The organism is Cupriavidus sp. 05T313, assembly GCF_056396665.1.
Map to the genome: position 1 here is coordinate 1 of NZ_JBFTLX010000262.1, position 18,732 is coordinate 18,732.

General features: G+C 67.9%; 13 protein-coding genes and 1 pseudogene. 10 read left to right on the top strand and 4 right to left on the bottom strand.

Going from position 1 to position 18,732, the window contains the following annotated elements; translation table 11 throughout:
• Nucleotides 1-167: 167 nt before the first annotated feature.
• From AC1DKD_RS34750 to AC1DKD_RS34760, 3 genes are read left to right on the top strand one after another with little or no spacing between them, the layout of a single operon-like run.
• Nucleotides 168-3,308 carry an MdtB/MuxB family multidrug efflux RND transporter permease subunit gene (locus tag AC1DKD_RS34750; protein ID WP_477144286.1) on the top strand — a complete coding sequence of 1,047 codons (3,141 nt, stop codon included), beginning with the start codon at nucleotides 168-170 and terminating at the stop codon, nucleotides 3,306-3,308.
• Nucleotides 3,308-6,604, top strand: coding sequence for an efflux RND transporter permease subunit (locus AC1DKD_RS34755; RefSeq protein WP_477144287.1), 3,297 nt, complete (start codon nucleotides 3,308-3,310; stop codon nucleotides 6,602-6,604). The genes AC1DKD_RS34750 and AC1DKD_RS34755 overlap by 1 nt, the downstream gene beginning before the upstream one ends.
• Entirely contained in the window at nucleotides 6,605-8,200 is a 1,596-nt protein-coding gene (locus tag AC1DKD_RS34760; RefSeq protein ID WP_441637168.1) for an efflux transporter outer membrane subunit, read from the top strand.
• A 32-nt stretch (nucleotides 8,201-8,232) separates the two neighbouring features.
• Here the strand turns inward: AC1DKD_RS34760 and AC1DKD_RS34765 are convergent, their stop codons facing one another.
• On the bottom strand, nucleotides 8,233-9,660 hold the full coding sequence (locus AC1DKD_RS34765; RefSeq protein ID WP_477144288.1) for a sensor histidine kinase: 1,428 nt from the start codon (nucleotides 9,658-9,660) through the stop codon (nucleotides 8,233-8,235).
• Nucleotides 9,653-10,142, bottom strand: a pseudogene (locus tag AC1DKD_RS34770) (winged helix-turn-helix domain-containing protein). Before AC1DKD_RS34770 ends, AC1DKD_RS34765 begins: the two are co-directional and overlap by 8 nt.
• A gap of 144 nt (nucleotides 10,143-10,286) precedes the next feature.
• Here AC1DKD_RS34770 and AC1DKD_RS34775 point away from each other — a divergent pair.
• Nucleotides 10,287-11,264, top strand: a complete 978-nt coding sequence (locus tag AC1DKD_RS34775) for a tripartite tricarboxylate transporter substrate binding protein (protein ID WP_477144289.1) — start codon at nucleotides 10,287-10,289, stop codon at nucleotides 11,262-11,264.
• A gap of 34 nt (nucleotides 11,265-11,298) precedes the next feature.
• On the opposite strand, the gene AC1DKD_RS34780 is transcribed toward AC1DKD_RS34775, so the two are convergent.
• A complete protein-coding gene (locus AC1DKD_RS34780; RefSeq protein ID WP_045237224.1) occupies nucleotides 11,299-12,201 on the bottom strand; it encodes a LysR family transcriptional regulator in 903 nt (300 codons plus the stop codon).
• Nucleotides 12,202-12,316: 115 nt separating this feature from the next.
• On the opposite strand from AC1DKD_RS34780, the gene AC1DKD_RS34785 reads away from it, so the two are divergent.
• The gene (locus AC1DKD_RS34785) at nucleotides 12,317-12,775 is read left to right on the top strand and encodes a PACE efflux transporter (RefSeq protein ID WP_441635969.1); all 459 of its coding nucleotides are present in this window, start codon (nucleotides 12,317-12,319) and stop codon (nucleotides 12,773-12,775) included.
• Between the two features lie 96 nt (nucleotides 12,776-12,871).
• Here the strand turns inward: AC1DKD_RS34785 and AC1DKD_RS34790 are convergent, their stop codons facing one another.
• Nucleotides 12,872-13,081, bottom strand: a complete 210-nt coding sequence (locus AC1DKD_RS34790) for a hypothetical protein (protein ID WP_045237226.1) — start codon at nucleotides 13,079-13,081, stop codon at nucleotides 12,872-12,874.
• Between the two features lie 313 nt (nucleotides 13,082-13,394).
• Between AC1DKD_RS34790 and AC1DKD_RS34795 the strand changes: the two genes are divergently transcribed.
• From AC1DKD_RS34795 to dacB, 5 genes are all read left to right on the top strand, one after another.
• The gene (locus tag AC1DKD_RS34795) at nucleotides 13,395-14,675 is read left to right on the top strand and encodes a flavin-dependent oxidoreductase (protein WP_441635971.1); all 1,281 of its coding nucleotides are present in this window, start codon (nucleotides 13,395-13,397) and stop codon (nucleotides 14,673-14,675) included.
• A 128-nt stretch (nucleotides 14,676-14,803) separates the two neighbouring features.
• Complete coding sequence (locus AC1DKD_RS34800) at nucleotides 14,804-15,916, top strand: ABC transporter substrate-binding protein (RefSeq protein ID WP_441635990.1); 1,113 nt, start codon at nucleotides 14,804-14,806, stop codon at nucleotides 15,914-15,916.
• The gene (locus AC1DKD_RS34805) at nucleotides 15,913-16,413 is read left to right on the top strand and encodes a DUF3237 domain-containing protein (RefSeq protein ID WP_441635973.1); all 501 of its coding nucleotides are present in this window, start codon (nucleotides 15,913-15,915) and stop codon (nucleotides 16,411-16,413) included. The genes AC1DKD_RS34800 and AC1DKD_RS34805 overlap by 4 nt, the downstream gene beginning before the upstream one ends.
• A gap of 31 nt (nucleotides 16,414-16,444) precedes the next feature.
• Nucleotides 16,445-17,026, top strand: coding sequence for a MarR family winged helix-turn-helix transcriptional regulator (locus tag AC1DKD_RS34810; protein ID WP_441635975.1), 582 nt, complete (start codon nucleotides 16,445-16,447; stop codon nucleotides 17,024-17,026).
• Nucleotides 17,027-17,062: 36 nt separating this feature from the next.
• Nucleotides 17,063-18,607, top strand: coding sequence for a D-alanyl-D-alanine carboxypeptidase/D-alanyl-D-alanine endopeptidase (dacB, locus tag AC1DKD_RS34815; RefSeq protein WP_477144290.1), 1,545 nt, complete (start codon nucleotides 17,063-17,065; stop codon nucleotides 18,605-18,607).
• The last annotated feature ends 125 nt before the right edge of the window (nucleotides 18,608-18,732 follow it).

Here is an 18,732-nt window from a genome sequence, read left to right on the forward strand (position 1 = left end):
ACGGCGGCTCGGGTGGTGCCAGCGGCAGCGGGGCTTCGGGCGCGGCGGGTGCCTCCGGCGCCCATGCCGAAGGACGGCGCCACCGCGACGGCGCAAGCGCCCCGGTTCCCGGCGGCGATGGCGCCCCGGCGGGCGCGGCGCCCCAGCGGCCGCAGTAAGGACTCAGCATGAACCCCTCACGCCTCTTCATCGAGCGGCCGGTCGCSACCGCGTTGCTGATGGTCGCCATCCTGCTGTCCGGTCTGGTGGCCTTCAGGCTGCTGCCGCTGTCGGCGCTGCCGGAGGTCGATTACCCGACCATCCAGGTCACCACGCTCTACCCGGGCGCCAGCCCGGACGTAATGACGTCGTCGATCACGGCCCCGCTGGAGCGCCAGTTCGGCCAGATGCCGGGCCTCAAGCAGATGTCGTCGTCGTCCTCGGGCGGCGCCTCGGTGATCACGCTGCAATTCGACCTGACGCTGTCGCTGGACGTGGCCGAGCAAGAAGTCCAGGCGGCCATCAACGCCGGCGGCAACCTGCTGCCGGCGGACCTGCCGATGCCGCCGGTCTACAGCAAGGTCAACCCGGCCGACGCGCCGATCATGACCCTGGCCATGACCTCGGACACCATGCCGCTGCCCAAGCTGCAGGACATGGTGGATACGCGCGTGGCGCAGAAGATTTCGCAGTTGCAGGGGGTGGGGCTGGTCAGCATCAGCGGCGGGCAGCGCCCGGCGGTGCGTATCCAGGCCAACCCGACCGCGCTGGCCGCGCTCGGCATGTCGATCGATGACCTGCGCACGGCCATCGGCAGCGCCAACGTCAACGGCGCCAAGGGCAGCTTCGACGGCCCCGCGCGCGCCTCCACCATCGACGCCAACGACCAGCTCAAGTCCGCCGACGAGTACCGCCAGATCATCGTGGGCTACCAGAACGGCGCGCCGATCCGCATCACCGACGTGGCCAATATCGTCGACGGCCCCGAGAACAGCCGGCTGGCGGCGTGGGCCAACGACAAGCCGGCCATCGTGCTGAGCATCCAGCGCCAGCCCGGCGCCAACGTGATCGAGGTGGTGGACCGCATCAAGGGGCTGCTGCCGCAATTGCAGAGCTCGCTGCCGGCCTCGGTCAAGGTGCAGCTGCTGACCGACCGCACCACCACCATCCGCGCCTCGGTGCGCGACGTGGAGTTTGAACTGCTGCTGGCGGTCGCGCTGGTGGTGATGGTGATCTTCGTCTTCCTGCGCAACGTGCCGGCCACCATCATCCCTGGCGTGGCGGTGCCGCTGTCGCTGGTGGGCACCTTCGGGGTGATGTACCTGGCGGGCTTCTCGATCAACAACCTGACGCTGATGGCGCTGACCATCGCCACCGGCTTCGTGGTGGACGATGCGATCGTGATGATCGAGAACATCATGCGCTACATCGAGAAGGGCGATTCGCCCATGGAGGCGGCCCTCAAGGGGTCCAGGCAGATTGGCTTCWCCATCATCTCGCTGACCTTCTCGCTGGTGGCCGTGCTGATCCCGCTGCTGTTCATGGGCGACGTGGTGGGGCGGCTGTTCCGCGAATTCGCCATCACGCTGGCGGTATCGATCCTGATCTCGGCGGTGGTCTCGCTGACGCTCACGCCGATGATGTGCGCGCGCCTGCTGCACCATGTGCCCGAAGAGAAACTCTCGCGGTTCCACCGGGCCACCGGGCGCTTCTTCGACAACGTGATCGCCAGCTACGGGCGCGCCCTGGACTGGGTGCTGGACCGCCAGCAACTCACGCTGCTGGTCGCCGTCGGCACGCTGGTGCTGACCGTGCTGCTGTACATGCTGGTGCCCAAGGGCTTCTTCCCGGTGCAGGACACCGGCGTGATCCAGGGCATTACCGAGGCTTCCCAGACTACGTCCTTCCCCGCCATGGCGCTGAAACAGCAGGCGGTGGCGAAAGTGGTGCTGGAAGATCCCGCGGTGGAAAGCCTGTCCTCCTTCATCGGCGTGGACGGCACCAACACCACGCTCAACGCCGGGCGCCTCTTGATCAACCTGAAGCCCAAGGACCAGCGCCGCGATTCCATCGAGGACGTGACGCGCCGGCTGCAGGCCGCGGTCGACAAGCTCGGCGGCGTCTCGCTCTACACCCAGCCGGTGCAGGACCTGACCATCGAGGACCGCGTGTCCCGCACCCAGTACCAGTTCACCGTGCAGGATCCGGACCCCGTCACGCTGGCCACCTGGGTGCCCAGGCTGGTGGAGCGCCTGAAACAGGAGCCCGAACTGCGTGACGTGGCCAGCGACCAGCAGAACAACGGCCTGCGCGCCTACGTGGATATCGACCGCGACGCCGCGGCGCGCTTCGGCATCACCACCGCGGTGATCGACAGCGCGCTGTACAGCGCATTCGGCCAGCGGCTGGTGTCGACCATCTTCACCCAGTCGAGCCAGTACCGTGTGGTGCTGGAAGCCATGCCCGAGTTCCGCACCGATCCGCGGTCGCTGGCGGAACTGCGCCTGCCCTCGTCCTCGGGCGGGCAAGTGCCGCTTGGCGCGTTCGCGCGCATCAGCGAGCGCACCGGCCCGCTGGTGATCAACCATCAGGGCCAGTTCCCCTCCGCCACCATTTCGTTCAATCTGTCGCCCGGCGAATCGCTCGGCGCGGCAGTGGACAAGATCACCAAGGTGGAGCACGAAATCGGCCTGCCGATCTCCATGCAGACCGAATTCCAGGGCGCGGCGCTGGCATTCCGTGCCTCGTTGTCCAACACGCTGTGGCTGATCCTGGCGGCGGTGATCACGATGTACATCGTGCTGGGCGTGCTCTACGAGAGCACCATCCATCCGGTGACCATCCTCTCCACCCTGCCCTCGGCCGGCGTGGGCGCGCTGCTGGCGCTGCTGGTCTCGGGCCAGGACCTGGGCATCATCGCGATCATCGGCATCATCCTGCTGATCGGTATCGTCAAGAAGAACGCCATCATGATGATCGACTTCGCGCTGGACGCGGAGCGCGAGGGTGGCATGGCGCCGCGCGAGGCGATCTTCCAGGCCTGCCTGCTGCGTTTCCGCCCGATCCTGATGACCACCATGGCGGCATTGCTGGCCGCGCTGCCGCTGATGCTCGGCACCGGCATCGGGTCCGAGCTGCGCCGCCCGCTGGGCATCACCATGGTGGGCGGCTTGCTGGTCAGCCAGGTGCTGACGCTGTTCACCACGCCGGTGATCTACCTGGCGTTCGACAGCCTGGCAATGCGCCTCAAGGACTGGCGCCGGCGCCGTTATGGCGACACCGGCGATGGCGACCAGACCGGCGGCCCCGCCCCCGAGCCGAGGCCGTGATGAACCTGTCGGCTACCTTTATCCATCGGCCGGTCGCCACCGCGCTGCTGACCATCGGCATCCTGCTGGCGGGGCTGGCGGCGCTGCGGCTGCTGCCGGTGTCGCCGCTGCCGCAGGTGGACTTCCCCACCATCTCGGTGTCCGCCTCGCTGCCCGGCGCCAGCCCCGAGACCATGGCCGCCACCGTGGCCACGCCGCTGGAGCGCGCGCTGGGCGCCATCGCCGGCGTCACCGAGATCACCTCCAGCAGCTCGCTGGGCTCGACCCGCGTCACGCTGCAGTTCGAGCTGTCACGCGATATCGACGGCGCCGCGCGCGACGTGCAGGCTGCCATCAACGCCTCGCGCGCCACGCTGCCCACCAGCCTGCCGAGCAACCCGACCTACCGCAAGGTCAACCCGGCCGACGCGCCGATCATGATCATCGCGCTGACCTCGCCCACCATGACGCGCGGCYAGCTCTACGATGCGGCCTCGACCATCCTGGCGCAGAAGATGTCGCAGATCGAGGGCGTCGGGCAAGTCACCATCGGCGGCTCTTCGCTGCCGGCGGTGCGGGTGGAGCTCAACCCCACCGCGCTCAACAAATACGGCATCTCGCTGGAGGATGTGCGCAACACCATCAGCGCCACCAACGCCAACCGTCCGCTCGGCTCGCTGGAAAACGCCACCACCAACTGGCAGGTCTACGCCAACGACCAGGCCATGAAGGCGGCGGACTATATGCCGCTGATCGTGCGCTACGCCACGCCGGGCACGTTTTCCTCGGCCTCGGCGGGCGCGCTGATCGCCAGCACCGCCAACGCCACCGCGGGCGGCGGCGTCAGCACCAAGACCGTCAACGGCGTCACCACCACCACGCYGACCACCAGCAGCGGCACCACCACCATCAGCACCGGCGCCACCGGCGGCAACGGCAGCAGCAGCGGCCCGAACGCCTTCGCCGTGCCGGTGCGGCTGTCTGACGTGGCCAGGGTGACCGATTCGGTGCAGGACGTGCGCAACGCCGGCTCCGCCAACGGCCAGCCCTCGGTGCTGCTGGTGCTCAACCGTTCCCCCGGCGCCAACATCATCGAGACCGTGGACCGGGTCAACGAGGTGCTGCCGTCGCTGCAGCAGATGATTCCGTCCGCCATCAAGATGGAAGTGATGATGGACCGCACCCCCACCATCCGCGGTTCGCTGCGCGAGGTGGAGCACACGCTGATGATCTCGGTGGCGCTGGTGATCATGGTGGTGTTCCTGTTCTTGCGCAATGCGCGCGCCACGCTGATTCCCAGCGTGGCGGTGCCGGTGTCGCTGATCGGCACCTTCTCGGTGATGTACCTGGCCGGCTTCTCGCTCAACAACCTGTCGCTGATGGCGCTGACCATCGCCACCGGTTTCGTGGTCGATGACGCCATCGTGGTGCTGGAGAATATCTCGCGGCATATCGAGGAGGGCATGAAGCCGCTCGAAGCCGCGCTCAGGGGGTCGCGCGAGGTAGGCTTCACCGTGCTGTCGATGAGCCTGTCGCTGATCGCGGTGTTTATCCCGCTGCTGATGATGGGCGGCATCGTCGGACGCCTGTTCCAGGAGTTCGCCATCACCTTGTCGGTGGCGATCCTGGTATCGCTGGTGGTCTCGCTGACCGCCACGCCGATGATGTGCGCGCGCCTGCTCAAGCCGGTGAAGCCGGAACAGCAGGGCCGCTTCTACCGCGCCAGCGAACGCGTGTTCACCTGGATGCACGACCTGTACGCGCGCACCCTGGCCGTGTCGCTGCGCCACAGCGTGCTGGTGTGGCTGGTGTTGCTGGCCACCATCGGCCTCAATGTCTGGCTCTACACGATCGTGCCCAAGGGCTTCTTCCCGCAGCAGGACACCGGGCGCCTGATCGGCTTTATACGGGCCGACCAGGCCACCTCGTTCCAGGCCATGCGGCCCAAGCTCGATAACTTCATCAAGATCGTGCAGTCCGACCCGGCGGTGGTCAACGTGACGGGCTTCACCGGCGGTTCGCAGCGCAATACCGGCCAGATGTTCGTCACGCTCAAGCCGATTTCGGAGCGCGACTCGGCCGACGCCATCGTGGCCCGGCTGCGCGTCAAGCTGGCCAAGGAGCCCGGTGCCAGCCTGTTCCTGACCTCGGTGCAGGACAYCCGCATCGGCGGCCGGCAAAGCAGTTCGGCTTACCAGTTCACGCTGCAGTCGGACGATCTCGACGTGCTGCGCGAGTGGGAGCCCAAGGTGCGCGCGGCCATCTCCAACCTCAAGGGGCTGGAGGATGTCGATACCGACACCAACGACAAGGGCCTGCAGACCTCGGTCATCATCGACCGCGACACCGCTTCGAAGCTCGGCGTCACCGCGCAGCAGATCGATGCCGTGCTCAACGACGCCTTCGGCCAGCGCCTGGTGTCCACCATCTACCACCCGCTCAACCAGTACCGGGTGGTGATGGAACTCAGCCCCGAGTATCTGCAGGGCCCGCATGCGCTCAACGATATCTATGTAGTCACCGGCGGCGGCAAGCAGGTGCCGCTGTCGGCCTTCGCGCGGTTCGCGCCCACCAGCACGCCGCTGGGCGTCAACCACCAGGGCCAGTTCGCCGCCTCCACCATTTCCTTCAACCTTGCCGAGGGCGTCTCGCTGTCGCAGGCCACCGACATGGTCAAGGCGGAGATGGCGCGCATCGGCGTGCCGGAGACGCTGCAGGCCAACTTCCAGGGCAGCGCCAAGGCCTTCCAGGACTCGCTCAAGAGCCAGCCGCTGCTGATCCTGGCCGCGCTGATCACCATCTACATCGTGCTCGGCATGCTGTACGAGAGTTACGTGCATCCGCTCACCATCCTGTCCACCCTGCCATCGGCGGGCGTCGGCGCGCTGCTGGCGCTGCTGGCCTCGGGCACGGACTTCAGCATCATCGCGCTGATCGGCGTGATCCYGCTGATCGGCATCGTCAAGAAGAACGCCATCATGATGATCGACTTCGCCATCGATGCCGAGCGGCGCGAGGGCCTGTCGCCGCGCGATGCCATCTACCGCGCCTGCCTGCTGCGCTTCCGCCCCATCCTGATGACCACGATGGCTGCCTTGCTGGGCGCCATCCCGCTGGCGATCGGCCGCGGCGACGGCGCCGAACTGCGCGCGCCGCTGGGCATCTCCATCGTCGGCGGGCTGGTGGTCAGCCAGTTGCTCACGCTGTACACGACGCCCGTGGTCTACCTGACGCTGGACCGCTGGCGCCTGAAGGTGAAAGCCTGGCGCCAGCGCCGTTCGGCCGTGCCCCCGGCCACGGCCAGCCTCGAACCCTGAATGCGATCCATGAACGCTCTTCTCCGCCTCCCTACCCTTTCCTTCCCGGCGACCGCGATGACGGTGGCGTGCGCCCTGCTGCTGGCCGGCTGCGCCGTGGGGCCCGACTACAAGCGCCCCGATGCGCCGTCCACGCCGACCTTCAAGGAGGCACCGGCCGACGCCTCGCAGTGGGGCGAGTGGAAGCCGGCCGAACCGCAGGACACCAGCGAGCGCAGCAACTGGTGGGCGGTGTTCGCCGATCCGGAGCTCGACAAGCTGATGGCACAGGTGCAGGTCGCCAACCAGAACATCAAGGCATCCGAGGCGCAGTACCGGCAAGCGCTGGCGGCGCTGGAATCGGCGCGCGCGGGCTACTTCCCGACCGTGAACGCATCGGCCGGACTCGACCGCACGCGCGGCAGCAACGGCCAGGTCGCCAACGGGCAGAGGGCCACGCTGTCGGCAAGCTGGGAAATCGATGTGTGGGGCCGTGTGCGCAGGCAGGTGGAAAGCAGCGAAGCCAGCGCGCAGGCCAGCCAGTCCGACCTGGCTTCGACATTGCTGTCGACCCAGTCCACGCTGGCGCAGAGCTATTTCCTGCTGCGCATCGCCGACCAGCAGAAGGCCTTGCTGGACCGCACGGTGACCGACTACGAGAAATCACTGCAGCTGGTACGCAACCAGTACGCAGCCGGCACCGCCCAGCGCTCCGACGTGCTGCAATCCGAGACCCAGCTCAAGAGCGCGCAGGCGCAGCAGATCGATATCCAGATCACGCGCGCGCAGCTGGAGCACGCCATCGCCATCCTGACAGGCAAGCCGCCGGCGGACCTCGCCATCACGCCGCAGGACTACGCCTCCGCCGTGCCGCGCGTGCCCATCGCGGTGCCGTCGGCGCTGCTGGAACGCCGGCCCGATATCGGCGCGGCCGAGCGCCGCATGGCCGCTGCCAATGCGCAGATCGGGGTGGCCCAGGCGGCTTATTACCCGACGCTGACGCTATCCGCCACCGGCGGTCTATCCGCCAGCACGCTGGCGCGCTGGCTGGCGCTGCCGGACCGCGTGTGGTCGATCGGCCCCGCGCTGGCCGGCACGCTGTTCGACGGTGGCCTGCGCAGCGCCGCCAAGGCGCAGGCGGTTGCCGCTTACGACCAGAGCGTGGCCAATTACCGCCAGACGGTGCTCTCCGCCTTCCAGGAGGTCGAGGATGGCCTCGCGGCCGCGCGCCTGCTGGAGCAGGAATCCGTGGTGCAGAACGACGCGCTGCGTTCGGCGCGCGACGCGCTGGCCCTCGTCAACAACCGCTACCGCGCCGGCACCGCGAGCCTGCTGGATGTGCTGACGGCGCAAACCACCGCCTACACCGCGGAGCGCACCGCGCTGACCATCGTAGGCCGCCAGTACACGACCAGCGCGGTGCTGATCAAGGCGCTGGGCGGCGGGTGGCATATCGAGACGGACAATGCGTCGAACGCGGCGCCGGCTATGCCAGGTACCGTGCCAGCCGCACCGGCCCCTGGCGGCATGCCACCGCCCGCCGGAACGCAAGGCGCCGCGCCGGCACCGGCAATCGCACCGGCGCGCTCCGCCGCCAGCGTGGCCGCGCGGCGGTAGCCGTCGCTGGCATCCGGTGGCGTTGCGCCGCCCTATGCCGGCGGAAAACGCACCCGCACCAGCAGGCCATTGCCGCCCTCGCCCTCCAGCAGCGCCAGCGTGGCGCCGTGCGCGGCGGCAATGTCGCGCACGATGGTGAGACCGAGCCCGGAGCCGCCCGGGTTCGCCTCCCCCGCGGCGCTCAAACCGGCGGCCTTGCCGCGATAGAACGGCTCCAGTACCGCCGCGCGTTCCTGCAACGGAATGCCCGGGCCATCGTCTTCCACCTCCAGCACCACCGCTTCGCCAGCGCGATGGACGCGCGCCGTGGCGACGCCGTCCGATGGCGTGTAGCGCAGCGCGTTGTCGACCAGGTTGGTGACCAGTTCGTGCAGCAGGTCGGTGCCAAGCACCGGCAGCGCGCCCTCGCCCTCGAAACCCAGGTCGATGCGCCGCGCGCGGGCGGCGGGCGTGAGTTCGAGGCAGACTTCCCTCACCAGCGCCGCCAGGTCCAGCACGCGCGGTGTCTCCGCGCCGCCGTGCGCGGCGCGCGCCATCGACAGCAGGCGGTCGGCCAGCGCGGCCATGCGCGCGGTGCTGTCGGCCAGGCCCTGCGCGATGCGCCGCTGCTCGGCGGGATCGTGCTCACGCGCCGCCAGTTGCGCCTGCGTGTGCAGCACCGCGAGCGGCGTGCGCAACTGATGTGCCGCGTCGGCGATAAAGCGGCGCTGCGCGGCCAGCACCTGCTCCAGCCGCGCCATATAGCCGTTCATCGCCTCCACCAGCGGCGCCGTTTCGCGCGGCGCGCTATCGAGCGGCAGCGGCGTGGTGGCGCCGGGCTGGCGCTGCGCCACCTCGGCGCGCAGCGCATCGAGCGGCGCCAGCGCGCGCCGCGTGAACAGCCAGATCACGAGCACCACCGCCAGCACCAGCATCAACTGGCCCCACAGCACATCGAACAGGATGTTGCGCGTCAGCGCCTGGCGCGAGTCGAGGGTCTCGCCAACTTCGATCAACGCCATGCCGCCGTGCGTGCCGCTCGCGTCCATCACCGGCTGGCGCAGCGCGGCGATGCGGATCGGCTGGCCGCGGTAAGTGCGGTCGTAGAAACTCACCAGCGCGGGATAGAGCCTGGTGCGGGGCTGGCTGGCATCGAACGGCGGCAGGTCGTCGTAGCCCGAGACGAACTCGCCATGCACCCCGCTCACGCGATAGAACATGGTGGCGTTCATACCCACCTCGAAGGTATCGAGCGAGATATAGGGCACGTCCACGCGCACGCCTTCGGGTGTCAGCGTGATGCGCTCGGAGATATTGCGCGCGGAGGSCAGCAGCGTGCGGTCGTAGGCCAGGTCGGCTGACGCCAGCGCATTCGAATACGCCACCACGCCGTACACCGCCTGCAGCACCAGCATGGGCGGTATCAGCCACCACAGCAGGCGCGCGCGCAGGCTGGCGGGACGCCTGCGCGGCTCAGCCAACGCTGGGCTCCAGCACGTAGCCCAGCCCACGCAAGGTCACGATGGCCGCGCCGGAGCCTTCGAGCTTGCGGCGCAGGCGATGCACATAGACCTCGATCACATCGGGCTGGGTCTCGTCGGCCAGCGTGAAGATGCTGGCGTAGATCCGGTCCTTGCTGACGGTCTTGCCTGGCGGCGTCATCAGGATCTCCAGCACCGCGTGCTCGCGCGGCGTCAGCGCGAGCGGCACGCCGCCCACCTGGAAATGGCGCGACACCGTATCGAAGCCCAGGCCGCCGCAAACCACCAGCGGCGCCTCGGTCTGGCGCGCGCGGCGCAGCAGGGCCTTCACCGGCACCGGTGCCGCCCGCGTGCGTGCTGAACAGGAGGGATTCGGCGCTGGCCGCGTCGGCGGCGCGCTCCACGGTGAAATGCAGGGCGCGCAGCGCCTGCATCACCCAGGTGGCCAGTTCGTCGTGGTCTTCGACCAGCAGTACTCTCATGGAAGGTTCTTCTCCTGCGCTTCTGGCACTCCGTTATGCCTGATTTTCTCACCGGCAGCCAGCGGATTTGCCCGGGATTTCCCGGTAAGCTGTCTGCCGCGTTGTCGTTCTATCCCGTCGTCCGGCCCCATCCCAGGAGAATCCATGAGCATCGTCCCGGCCGCCCTGCGTCTCGCTTGCGCCGCGCTCGCCCTCGGGGCGGTTTGCGCGCATGCGTCCCCCACGCCGGAGTGCATCGTGCCCGCCAAGCCCGGCGGCGGCTTCGACCTGACCTGCAAGCTGGCGCAGCGAGCGCTGCTGGAAGCCGGACTGACCGAGCAACCGATGCGGCTGGTCTACGTGCCGGGTGGCATCGGCGCCGTGGCCTACAACAGCATCGTGGCGCAGCGCCCCGCCGAGCCCGATACGATCGTCGCCTTCTCCGGCGGCTCGCTGCTGGCGCTGGCCGAGGGCARGTTCGGCAAGTATGGCGTGGCCGACGTGCGCTGGGTCGGCGCGCTCGGCACCGACTACGGCATGATCGCGGTGCGCGCCGATTCGCCTTACAAGACCTTGAAGGACCTGGTGGCCGCGCTGAAGTCGGACCCCGACCAGGTACTGTTCGGTGCCGGTGGCACCATCGGCAACCAGGACTGGATGAAGGCCGCGCTGGTGGCCAGGCAGGCCGGCGTTGGCTACAAGCGCATGCGCTTCGTGGGCTTCGAAGGTGGCGGCGAGGCCTTCACGGCACTGCTGGGCGGGCACGTGCAAGCGGTGTCGGGCGACGTCTCCGAAGCCGCGATGCAACTCGGCGCAGGCGGGATCCGCATCCTCGCCGTGCTGGCCGAGCGGCGCCTGCCGGGCAGGCTTGCCAGCGTGCCGACGGCGCGCGAGCAAGGCTACGACATCACCTGGCCCATCCTGCGCGGCTTCTACATGGGCCCGAAGGTCGCGCAGGCCGACTACCAGCGCTGGGCTGGCCGCTTCGAGCGCCTGCAGGCAAGCCCGGCATTCGCCCGGCTGCGCGCGGAGCAAGGCTTGTTCCCCGCCGATCTGGGCGGCGCGGCGTCGCTTGACGCCTATGTGAAGGACACCGTGCAACGCTACGGCACGCTGGCGAAGGAGTTCGGCCTGGTCCGCTAGGCGGCGGCGTGCGCGAGCCTCCGGAGTAGCGGCCCTATGCCGGCCGCTTCTCCGGACGCGGCAGCGGCTGCTTGCTCACCCGTTCCTTGAGCCACGTAGCGGCCTTGCCGAGCGGCCGCTGCTTGTGCCACACCAGCTCCATCGCCACCGGCCAGTCCTGGTCGTCGAACTCCAGCACCGGCGACACCAGTTGCGCCGCGGCCGGCGAATTGGCCGCCACGTGCCAGGGCACGAAGGCCCAGCCCAGCCGGCGCTTGACCAGTTCGACGATGACCCACTGGCTCTCCACCCACCAGACTTCGGCGGCCACGCGCAGCCGCATTTTTTCCTCGCTATCGCTGCGGGTCGCCACCATCAGTTGCCGGTAGCGTTTCAGTTCCTCCCAGCCCACGCGCTGGTCCGCGAGCGCGTGGTCGGGCGCGCAGATGATCTGCATCGGCACCCAACCCAGCGCACGGAAGCCCAGCTCCGGCGGCAACACCTCCTGGCGCCACATCAGGCCCAGGTCGGCGGAACCGGCCAGCACCAGCCGGCTGACATCCTCCATCAAGGGAAACAGCAGCTCCAGTTCCACCGCCGGGAAGCGCGCCGAGAACTCTTCGAGCAGCACGCCCAGGGTTTCCTCCGGATACAGCTCATCCACCGCCAGCACCAGGCGGCTCTCGACGCCTTCGCCCAGGCTCTTGGCCACACCGCGGAAATGCTCGCAACGCTCCAGGATCACCCGTGCTTCGGCCAGCAGGCGTTCGCCCGCGGCGGTCAGGGTCGGATAGCGGCCGGCACGGTCGAACAGTTGATTGCCGAGATCGATTTCCAGGTTGGCCACGGCCGCGCTGACCACCGACTGCGCCTTGCCCAGGCGGCGCGCGGCGGCGGAAAAAGAACCGCACTCGGCGGCGGCCGCGAAGGCCTGCAATTGTTCCAGGGAAAGGCTCATGGGATTCCTGATGGCGCGATGCCGTCACAACCATCGTTTTTAGCGATGGATACCAACTTGGCTATGCCACGATTATAGATAGAATGGCCTGCATTGACGCCAGACAGGAAGTATCATGCGCAGCACCAAGGACAGAATCCGCCACACCATCGGCTTTGAACTGATCGGCCTGCTGATCTTCGCGCCGGTGGGCAGCTGGCTATTTGGCTTCGCCCTGCACCAGATGGGCATCATTGCGGTGGTGGCATCGGTGATCGCCGCCGGCTGGAATTATCTTTACAACCTGCTGTTCGACAAGGCCATGCTCCGGTTCACCGGACAATTGCGCAAGCCGGTGGCCGTGCGCGTGCTGCATGCCATCCTGTTCGAACTGGGCCTGCTGGTGGTGTTCCTGCCGATGGTGGCCTGGTACCTGGACATGAGCTTGCTCGATGCCTTCATCATGGATATCGCGGTGGCGGCGTTCTACGTGGTTTATGCCTTCATCTACAACTGGGCGTACGACGCCGTGTTCCCCGTTGGCGCTGGCGCCCGGACCAGCACGAAAACAAAGGCTGTCGGGGAATCCGCCTGAGCGGCGCCCCTCCGAAAGCAAAAAGCGGATGCCACCGGCATCCGCTTTTTGCTTTGTAACGGCCTGGAACGTATGCCGGCCGGCAGCTTGTCCTGCTCACTTCCGGTCGGGGGTCGCCACATTACCGACCACGCCACCCAGGGCCGCGCCACCGATGGTGGCCGCCGGCCCGCCGATCAGGGCCGCACCGGCGACGCCGCCGACGCCTGCGCCAATGGCCGTATTGCGCTGCTTGGGAGTCATGTCGGCACAGCCCGCCACGCTAAGCAGGGTGGCAAGCAGGAGAGACAGGGTCACGGTACGCATGATGGGGCTCCTTGATGGATTGGCTTTGCGCCTGGCAATGCACCCATGCATTGCGGCAGTTGCTTTCAGTATGGATGCCGGGTAAGTCACGCGCGACCGGCAAGGGGCCTAACCTCTTGTCAGAGGAATCCCACAAGCTTCCACACAGGCTTGCCCCGGCATGCCCGGTATTGCGGGTTTCTCCCCACGTTTCAGAGCTTGATGCGATCATCCATTTAGTTATACTACATAACAATATTGCTGCTTGCCGCCGACCCTGCATGAGGGACCCACGCGGCGCGGGCAATCCATAACAAGCTGTGGAGACAACATCATGAAGATCGCGATAGCCGGCGGCGGCATCGGCGGCCTGACGCTGGCACTGCTTTGCCACCGGCACGGCATCGAGGCCGAGGTCTGGGAAGCCAGCGAAACGCTGCGCCCGCTCGGCGTGGGCATCAACCTGCTGCCGCACGCCGTGCGCGAGCTGGCGGAACTGGGGCTGCTCGATGCGCTGGCCGAACTGGCGGTGCAGACCTCATCACTGTCTTACTACAACAAGCTGGGCCAGCGCATCTGGCACGAGCCGCGCGGGCGCGCGGCGGGCTACGACCTGCCCCAGTTTTCCGTTCATCGCGGCGAATTCCAGATGCTGCTCTACCGCACGGCGGTGGAACGCCTGGGCGCCGATCGCGTGCACACCGGGCATACTTTCGAATCGGTGGTGAGCACCGGTGCGCGCGCCGGCGAGCCGGTGGCGTTCACGCTGTGCCGTCGCAGCGACAACGCCGAAGTCACGGCCCGGGCCGATGTGCTGGTGGGCGCCGACGGCATCCACTCCGCGGTGCGCCGCCACTTCTATCCGCAGGGCGACGCGCCGCGCTTCTCGCGCCGCACGCTGTGGCGTGCCGTCACCGAAGCGCCGCCGTACCTGGACGGCAGCTCGATGTTCATGGCGGGCCACCAGGACCAGAAGTTCGTGGCCTACCCGATCTCCGAACCGCTGCGCCGCCAGGGGCGCTCGCTGGTCAACTGGATCGCCGAGCTGCGCGTGCCCGACCACGTCTCGGACACACCACCGCGCAGCGACTGGAACAAGCAGGTCGACAAGTCCGTGTTCAGCGCGGCCTTTGCGAACTGGCGCTGGAACTGGATCGATATTCCCGCGCTGATCGACGGCGCCGAAGCCATCTACGAATTCCCCATGGTCGACAAGGACCCGCTGCCGCGCTGGACCTTCGACCGGGTGACGCTGCTGGGCGACGCCGCCCACCCGATGTACCCGATCGGCTCCAACGGCAGCGCCCAGGCCATCCTGGATGCGCGCTACCTGATGGACAGCCTGCTGGCCAACGGCGCGCCGCGCGATGCGTCCGGCGCCGGCTACGCACTGCGCGAGTACGAGGCGGAGCGGCTGCCGCGCACCGCCGCCATCGTCCTGCGCAACCGCCTGAACGGGCCCGAGCAGGTCATGCAGCTGGCCGAGCAGCGCGCGCCGCAAGGCTTCAGCGATATCGACGCCGTGATACCGCGCGCGGAGCTCGAAGCCATCGCATTGCGCTACAAGCAGCTCGCCGGCTTCGACCGGCAGTCGCTGCAGGCACCTGCGCGCTAGCCCACTGCTTCGCCCCTCGCATTACGCCCAACGACCGGCCCCGAGAAGCCGGCGTTATCACAAGGAAAAAAGGAGACATCGTGCCGCGCCCCAGCCCTATCCGCCCCGCTACCGCTGCCCGCCTCGCGCTGGCCGTGGCCGTAACCCTTGCCGCCGCGCCCGCGCTGGCCGACGTGACTGTCGGTGTCAGCATCTCGTCGACAGGCCCCTCGGCTTCGCTCGGCATCCCGCAGAAGAACAGCATGCCGCTGCTGCCGGAGACCATCGGCGGCGAGAAGATCCGCTACGTGGTGCTGGACGACGGCTCCGACCCCACCCAGGCCACCAAGGTGGCGCGGCGCTTTGTCAGCGAAGACAAGGTCGACATCATCCTCGGTTCGTCGGCGGTGGCGCCGTCGATCGCGATCGCCGAAGTCGCCGACGAGAGCCAGACCGTGCAGCTGGCATTCTCGCCCATCGAACTCAAGCCCGGCCGTGGCGAATGGACCTATCGGCTGGCGCAGCCGGTCAGGCTGATGGCCGAAGCCGTGGCGGAAGCGGCGCACGCCAGGGGCGTCAAGACCATCGCCTTCATCGGCTTTGCCGACGCCTACGGCGAGACCTGGCTCAAGGAGTTCACCGCCGCCGCCACCGCGCGCGGCATCCGCCTCGTCGCCACCGAACGCTATGCGCGCTCGGATGCCAGCGTGACCGCGCAAACGCTCAAGCTGATCGCCGCCCATCCCGACGCGGTGCTGATCGCGGGCGCCGGCACCGGCGCCGCCCTGCCGCACACCACGTTGCGCGAGCGCGGCTACGCGGGCCCGGTCTACCACACGCACGGCGCCGCCACCAAGGACCTGATCCGCATCGGCGGCAAAGCCGTGAACGGCTCCATCCTCCCGGCCGGGCCGGTGATCGTGGCCGAACAACTGGCGGACAACGCCGCGGTGAAAAAGCCAGGGCTGGACTATGTGGGCCGCTATGAAAAGCAGTACGGTCCCGAGAGCCGCACCCAGTTCGGCGCGCACCCCTACGATGCCGGCCTGGTGCTGCAGCGCATCGTGCCGGTGGCGCTCAAGCAGGCGAAGTCGGGCACGCCGGAATTCCGCAAGGCACTCAAGACGGCGCTGGAGACCGAGCGCAATATCGTGGTCTCGCACGGGGTGCTGAACTACACGGCGCAGGACCATTTCGGCTTCGACACGCGTGGCCGCGTGCTGCTGACCATCGACAACGGCAACTGGAAGCTGCTGAAATGACCACGCCCCTGGTTAGCGACGCGCTGCCCGCCCCCACGCTGGAACATGTGGCCGACTTCAGCTTCCGGCTGGCGCCGGCCACCGAGGTGGGCGCGAGCGCGCTGGGCAACCGCCGGGTGATCCCCATCCTGGACGGCGCGGTCAGCGGGCCGCGCCTGCAAGGGCGCATCCTGCCCGGCGGCGCTGACTTCCAGCTGGTACGGCATGACACGGGCAACGGCATCGCCGTGGCCGATATCGAAGCGCGCTACGTGCTGGAGACCACCGACGGCGCGCGCATCTACATCGTCAACGCCGGCTTGCGCAGCGGCCCCGGCGAGCTGATCGCGCGGCTCGGCGCCGGCGAGCTCATCGATCCGCGCCTGATTTACTTCCGCACGGCGCCGCGCTTCGAAACGGCATCGCCCGGTTACGACTGGCTCATGCAGCACCTGTTCGTCGCCACCGGCGCCCGCTATCCCGACCGGGTGGAAATGCGGTATTTTCGCGTCATCTGATCCCGTTTCATTCGACCGACGCCAAGGCATCATGACCACAGCAAAGGCGCGCCCGCGCCGCAGCCGCGACGCCCCCGATCCCGCCGGCGCCAGCCAGGCGGCCGACACCATCGGCGGCTTCGACCCACATATCCCCAACATCGACTACGGCGTGCTGGACAGCCTGGTCGGCTACGCCATCCGCCGCGCGCAGATCCGCATCTACGAGGACTTCGTCCAGTCGCTGGCGCAGTGGCACATCACGCCGCCGCGTTTCTCCGCGCTGGTGATCATCTCGCGCAACCCGCATCTCAAGCTGACCGAACTGGCCAGCATCCTGGGCATCGCGCGCTCCGGTGCGGTGCTGCTGGTCGATGCGCTGGAAGACATGAAGCTGGTTGCACGCCGTCCCGCGCCGCACGACCGCCGGGCCTACAGCCTGGTCCTGACGCCAGCGGGCCGCCGCACGCTGGAGGCCGCCACCACTGCGGTGTGCGCGCATGATGCGCGCGTCGCGGCCGCGTTATCGGCGCAGGAGCAGGATACGCTGCGCGCGCTGCTCGGCAAGCTGGCGCCGCCCTGTCCCGCCTGCATGGCCCAGCCGGCACCACCCGCGAGCCTCACGGAAATCTGAACTTCGCGTCATCCGCGCTCATGCCCATGCGTTAACATGGGCACCATGCCGAAACGCCCTTCCCCATTCCTTCACCGCCTGTTGCCGCTTTGCGCCGCCGGGCTGCTATGCATCGGCGGCCTGCCCGCCGCCACAGCCAAGGCCACCGTCCACAAGGCCAAAGCCTCCCACGCCGCTAACACGCCGACAGAACAGGCGGAGCCGCGATCGGGCCTGCCGGCCAGCGTGACGGGCGCGCTCAAGCGCGCACACGTGCCAGCCTCGGCCGCCAGCTTTTATGTGATCAAGGTCGGCGCGCAGGCGCCCCGCGCAAGCTGGAACGCACAGACGCCAATGAACCCGGCCTCGACCATGAAACTGGTCACCACCTTTGCCGGCCTGCAGTTGCTCGGCCCCGGCTATCGGTGGCAAACCTCGCTCTACGCCGACGGCCAGCCAGGCGCCGACGGCACCATCAACGGCAACGTCTACCTGCGCGGCCAGGGCGATCCCAAGCTGGTGCCGGAAGAAATGGCCAAGCTGGTCGCCAAGGCCCGCGCCGCGGGCGCCACCACCATCAATGGCGACCTGGTGCTGGACCGCAGCTACTTCGACTCCGCCATCGACAACGGCGCCACCATCGACGGCGAGACCYAGCGCGCCTACAACGTCAGCCCCGACGCGCTGCTGTATGCCTTCAAGACGCTGTCGTTCACCATCACGCCCGACCCGGCCAGCCAGTCGGTAGCGGTATCGGTCACGCCCGCGCTGGCGCAGCTCAAGCTGGACAACCGCCTGGCGCTGTCCAACGGAAAATGCGGTGACTGGTCGGCACGCGCCCGGCCCTCCGTCACGCAACAGCCCGACGGCACCGTGCTGGCTTCCTTCGACGGCAGCTACGCCGCCGACTGTGGCGAACACGTCGTTAATATCGCCACCCTCTCGCACAACGAATTCACCTGGGGCGGCTTCGTCGCCGAATGGCAATTCGCCGGCGGCCGCTTCACCCACCAGCCGGCGCTGCGCATGGGCCGCCCCCCGCGCGGCGCCTTCCTGCTCGCACGCCACTACGGCCAGCCGCTCTCCGATATCGTGCGCGACATCAACAAGTTCTCGAACAACGTGATGGCCCGCCAGCTCTATCTGACCATCGGCGCCGAGATGGATCGCAGCGGGCCTGCCAGCACCRCGCGCTCGGAGAAAGTGGTGCAACGCTGGCTGGCACGCCAGGGGCTGACCATGCCGGACCTGGTACTGGACAACGGTTCAGGGCTTTCGCGCGAAGAACGGATCAGCGCGTACGATATGTCGCGGTTGTTGCAGCAGGCGCTTGCCAGCGAGGTTGGGCCGGTGTTGATCGATTCGCTGCCCATACTTGGGGTGGACGGCACGTTGCGTAACCGGCTGACTAAGGCCGGCGCGGCCGGCAATGCGTATATGAAGACGGGGACGTTGAATGATGTGCGGGCGCTGGCGGGGTATGTGGATGCCCTGAACGGGGATCGGTATGTGGTGGTGAGTTATATCAACCATGCGAATGCAGCGCAGGCGCGGGATGCGCATGATGCGTTGTTGCAGTGGGTTTATCAGGGGGCGCCTTAAATTAAGGTTTTTTAGGGCGGGTGGCTTTGGCGGTGGGTGGTGTGAGCTGCAAAACCGTTGGTTTTTGATTGCTGGGTTGGGGGTGGTTTTGGCGGTGTTGGTTGTTGCACCCAACAGCGTACGAC

Bases quoted from the DNA above. Each gene is read 5' to 3' on its own strand.
- AC1DKD_RS34760 (WP_441637168.1), top strand. From the start codon at position 6,605: ATGCGATCCATGAACGCTCTTCTCCGCCTCCCTACCCTTTCCTTCCCG.
- AC1DKD_RS34780 (WP_045237224.1), bottom strand. From the start codon at position 12,201: ATGAGCCTTTCCCTGGAACAATTGCAGGCCTTCGCGGCCGCCGCCGAG.
- AC1DKD_RS34785 (WP_441635969.1), top strand. From the start codon at position 12,317: ATGCGCAGCACCAAGGACAGAATCCGCCACACCATCGGCTTTGAACTG.
- AC1DKD_RS34790 (WP_045237226.1), bottom strand. From the start codon at position 13,081: ATGCGTACCGTGACCCTGTCTCTCCTGCTTGCCACCCTGCTTAGCGTG.
- AC1DKD_RS34795 (WP_441635971.1), top strand. From the start codon at position 13,395: ATGAAGATCGCGATAGCCGGCGGCGGCATCGGCGGCCTGACGCTGGCA.
- AC1DKD_RS34805 (WP_441635973.1), top strand. From the start codon at position 15,913: ATGACCACGCCCCTGGTTAGCGACGCGCTGCCCGCCCCCACGCTGGAA.
- AC1DKD_RS34810 (WP_441635975.1), top strand. From the start codon at position 16,445: ATGACCACAGCAAAGGCGCGCCCGCGCCGCAGCCGCGACGCCCCCGAT.